The sequence below is a fragment of the Peptoniphilus indolicus ATCC 29427 genome (assembly GCF_000227315.1).
GTDB classification, from domain to species: domain Bacteria; phylum Bacillota; class Clostridia; order Tissierellales; family Peptoniphilaceae; genus Peptoniphilus; species Peptoniphilus indolicus.
Genome location: NZ_JH165062.1, coordinates 67,590 through 72,087, shown reverse-complemented (window position 1 = coordinate 72,087; position 4,498 = coordinate 67,590). Strand labels below are relative to the sequence as shown.

Genomic DNA, 4,498 nt, shown 5'->3' with positions numbered 1-4,498 from the left:
CCAGAGTGGATGGCAAAGAAATCCTCGCAAAGCGAGGACTTCTAAGTTGCTTGGATTATTACTTGAATTGAACCGCCGTATGCCGAACGGCACGTACGGTGGTGTGAGAGGGGCTACGAGTTAGTCCCTACTCGATTATGTCTTATAAGTTGGAAAATACTCAGAATTTATTTAGCTTTTAATTTTTAATGATTATAGTTATAATATAATCATTAAAGGAGTTAGAATATGAAGAAATTTTTTATTATACTACTATTGTTAATAGTTGCAGGTATTGGAGGAAGTTTATTTATGTTGAGCCGAAGAGGTTCTGGAGAAACTTCTAAAGCTTATCAAGGTTTTAACTTTGTTGTTGAAGGAGATAAGATAAAAAAAGGTGAATTTGACAAAATAGACGGACAATACTATTTATCATTAGACTTTATAAAAGAATATATAGATAATAGTGTGAAATATGATGAAAATGAAAAGACTGTTATTTTTGTAAATGAACAAGGAACTAAAAGAATTAAAGTAGGAGCAAAAGAAGGTGTATTAAATTCACAAAAAATAGGTCTTAGGGATCCTATAATAGAAAAAGATTCAAAAATTTATGTTCCGATAGAAGCATTTGTATATGATTATCCTGTGACTTTAAAATTCATTGAAAATAAGAATTTATTAGTTATGGATTATGACAATGTAGAGTACGCAGTAGGCATTTCTCCAGGAGATGGACTTAATATGAGAGAGTCTGATAGCACAAAATCTCCTATAGTATCTATCTTGAAAAAAGATGATAAAGTTTATGTTTATGGAGAAGAAGGAGATTTTTACAAAGTTAGAGAAGTTGAAGGATATGCAGGTTATATATCTAAATCTAAACTTGAAGTAAAGCTACCTAAAAATAGATTTAAAATTGAAAAAGAAAATAAGAAGAGAGAGGCTAAGGCCCCTCTCAATTTAACATGGGACTATACTTATGCTAAGCAATCAGATGATACTGTGAGTGGAATTAAAGAACTTCAAGGTGTAAATGTAATTTGTCCTACATGGTTTTCTGTAGCTGATAGCTCAGGAAATATAATAGATAGAGGAAGACAAGATTATGTAAAAAAGTATAACGACTTAGGAATTGATGTCTGGGGTTATTTAGATAATTCTTTTAAAGCTGATTTAACTACTGAATTTTTAAGTAAAAGTTCTTCAAGAGAAAAAGCTATAGAAAAAGTTCTTTCGCTAACCAAACAATATGGACTTAAGGGAATAAATATAGATTTTGAAAATACAAAGATAGAGGATAGAGATGGAATAACGCAATTTGTAAGAGAATTAGCTGGTGTATTTCATTCACAAAATTTACTTGTAAGTGTAGATGTGACACCTCAAATTTCATCTAATGTTAAGAAGGAACCTTATGATAGAAGAGAGCTTGGTAAGATTGCTGACTATGTCATGTTAATGGCATATGATCAACATTGGTCAACATCAGATAAAGCAGGTTCTGTTGCAGAGTATAATTGGGTTGAAGGAAATATAAACTTAGTTATTAATCAAATACCACAAGAAAAATTGATATTATGTGTTCCGTTTTATTCTAGACTTTGGAGTGAAGATGATAAAACTTTAAAGAGTGATGCGCTGTCAATGGGGCAAGTAAATAAAATACTTCAAGAAAAAAATGCAAAAATAGATTGGGATAAAAAAGCAAAACAGGACTATGCCGAATACACATTCAATTCAAAACATTATAAAATTTGGGTAGAAAATTCTGAGTCAATAAAGTGGAAGACATCTTTAGTTGGAAAATATGGACTAGGTGGAGTAGCAAGTTGGAGAAAAGGATTTGAGACCGGAGATATTTGGCAAACAATAAAAAATGTTTTAAATGATATTCAAAATGTTTAGCTCATTGTTTGACAAAAGCTTTAATGAGATATAAAATACTTTTATAACTTGATAAGGAGCGTGTTATTATTTTAGCTGAAACACACAGAAGAGTTGTCCGAAGAGTTAATGAAGAAATAAAAAAAGAATACGAAATAAATTTAAATATAGATAAACTTACATGGGGCTCTGTAGCTCCAGATGTATTGCCTTATTATAGAATGATAAGACATTACAAAGATGAAAGTATAAAGTATATTTCAAAAGAAATAGTTCTTTTAATACATTTATTTAGGTATTCTAAACTTGAAGACTTAACCAAAATTCAAAATAATTATTTTTCAAGAAAAATAGGGATAATATCTCATTATTTATGTGACTACACTTGTTATCCTCATGCATATAGGAAGACATATATGGGGAATATGAGAGAGCATATGCTATATGAGTCTGAATTAAATAGATATTCTGCGACACATGAGTTTGAAAAATTGGAATTTGAAATGTTAAAAGTATCGAATGATTCAAATTTAACAAGTATTGTTGAAGAATACATTGAGAAAATAGTTTCAGAATATATGTATAGTGAGCCTAGTTTTTCGAACGATTTAAATTTTGGGTTTTTGCTAGCTTATAAAATAACATCATTTATAATTGAAGCAATTCATTCTTATAATGAAGAAATGAGTTATCAGTTTATATAAAATAGATTTGTTGTTAAATTCTCCTATCTTGACGATGGGAGAATTTTTTGGGGGAAAAAATGAGGAATAATTCAGAAGTAAAAAAATTAGACTTAAAAGAAACACAAATGGCAATTAAATCTTTAAAAGATTACTTCCAAAGAGATTTAGCTAATACATTAAATTTAGCAAGAATTTCAGCTCCAATTATGGTAAGACCTGAAACAGGTATGAATGATAATTTAAGTGGAGTTGAAAAAGCTGTAGGCTTTGATTTCAGAAAATATGGAATTGGAGTTGAAATTGTACAGTCATTGGCGAAATGGAAAAGATATGCTCTAAAAGAATATGGATTTAAATATTATGAAGGATTGTATGCTGATATGAATGCTTTACGACCTGATGAAGAACTTGACTCTATTCATTCAGTTTATGTTGACCAATGGGATTGGGAAAAAATAATAAAAGCAGGAGATAGAAATATAGAATTTTTAAAATCTACTGTTAGACAGATTTTTGAAGTATTTAAAAGAGCTGAAGAATATATAAATCAAGTATATCCATATGTTCTTTCAAAAAAACTACCGGAAGAAATTTTCTTTATTACTTCTGAGGAACTTTTGAATAAATATCCTAATATGACTTCTAAAGAAAGAGAAAATGCGATAGTAAAAGAAAAAAAAGCAGTATTTATAATAGGAATAGGTGGGAAGCTTTCAAATGGAGAACCACATGATTCAAGAAGTGCAGATTATGATGATTGGTCACTTAATGGAGATATTTTATTTTGGGATCCTGTAATAAATAGTGCTATGGAAGTATCGTCAATGGGAATTCGTGTAAATAAAGAATCTTTAGATAATCAACTTAAATTAGCAGGAAGAGAGCATTTAAAAGAACTTGAATATCATAAGGGAGTGCTTGAAAATACTTTGCCTCTTACAATTGGCGGAGGAATTGGACAATCTAGATTATGTATGTATTTTCTTGAGAAGAAACACATAGGTGAAGTACAAGCTTCTGTATGGGATTTGGATACTATTGAAGAGTGTAAAAAGAATGGAATAATTCTTTTATAAAATTGTAGGTTATTTTAAATTTGACAACACAACAGATGATAAATATTGTATAATGATATTATCTGGAGGAAACTAATGGAGCAACTTTATATCAATGGAGAACAATTGAATTATAAATTTTGTTTAAAAGATGTCAAGAGATTTTTGATTGAAAAGTTTTTATACGATAATGACTCTGAATCTCTAAACATACTTCTCAATATTTATCAAATTGAGGAATCTGTTAATAACATATGCCCGACATATATATCTTTAAAGCATTTAAAAAAAGATATATTAAAGTTTTTGAAGGATAAAGAAGGTATAGATTTAATAGCTAATAATTTAAGTAGTCTTATACATGATGATGTAAATAGATTTGAATTATATGTATATCTTGAGGGATATAGATCTGGAATAAACGCTAAAAAATCTGTAAATCTTCTTGAAATAATGACTTGTAAATATTTTACAATTGAAGAATTATACAATATGAAAAAGTTATTTAATAAAGAAATTTTAAAACCTGAGATTCTTGAATTAAAAGCTAAAGTTCTTAATGATTTTAAAAATGATTCAAACGTAAAGAAGCAAATATATGATTTAGTTTTTAAATTCAATTTAAAAGTTTTAAAGAGAAAAGTTTATAATTTAAATGCTCATGTTGATAAGCAGTTAGTATTTAACTTAGACGGTGGTAAAAAATTTAAAGAAACCAATTCTAATTTGACAAGAAGAGAATTAAAGGGATTGAATAAAAAAATCGTCAGATTCCTATACTTAGATGGAATAAGAATTTTTGAAAATGCTTATTGGGAAGGCATTAATGATCAAGTTATAAAGAGATATAAATAAAAATTTGTATCTATAGAATTTGTAGAGTATTTAATG

At 28.4% G+C, this 4,498-nt stretch carries 4 protein-coding genes; all 4 read left to right on the top strand.

Annotation, left to right across the window (positions count from 1 at the left end; genetic code table 11):
- The first annotated feature begins 228 nt into the window (after nt 1–228).
- Nucleotides 229–1,887, top strand: coding sequence for a glycosyl hydrolase family 18 protein (locus HMPREF9129_RS06390; RefSeq protein ID WP_004821659.1), 1,659 nt, complete (start codon nt 229–231; stop codon nt 1,885–1,887).
- 65 nt (nt 1,888–1,952) lie between these two features.
- Nucleotides 1,953–2,570, top strand: coding sequence for a zinc dependent phospholipase C family protein (locus HMPREF9129_RS06385; RefSeq protein ID WP_040552690.1), 618 nt, complete (start codon nt 1,953–1,955; stop codon nt 2,568–2,570).
- A gap of 59 nt (nt 2,571–2,629) precedes the next feature.
- Nucleotides 2,630–3,628 (top strand): aspartate--ammonia ligase, encoded by a 999-nt coding sequence (gene asnA / locus HMPREF9129_RS06380; protein ID WP_004821655.1) that lies wholly within the window; start codon nt 2,630–2,632, stop codon nt 3,626–3,628.
- Nucleotides 3,629–3,703: 75 nt separating this feature from the next.
- Nucleotides 3,704–4,462, top strand: coding sequence for a hypothetical protein (locus HMPREF9129_RS06375; protein ID WP_004821654.1), 759 nt, complete (start codon nt 3,704–3,706; stop codon nt 4,460–4,462).
- The last annotated feature ends 36 nt before the right edge of the window (nt 4,463–4,498 follow it).

Bases quoted from the DNA above. Each gene is read 5' to 3' on its own strand.
- HMPREF9129_RS06390 (WP_004821659.1), top strand. From the start codon at position 229: ATGAAGAAATTTTTTATTATACTACTATTGTTAATAGTTGCAGGTATT.
- asnA (WP_004821655.1), top strand. From the start codon at position 2,630: ATGAGGAATAATTCAGAAGTAAAAAAATTAGACTTAAAAGAAACACAA.
- HMPREF9129_RS06375 (WP_004821654.1), top strand. From the start codon at position 3,704: ATGGAGCAACTTTATATCAATGGAGAACAATTGAATTATAAATTTTGT.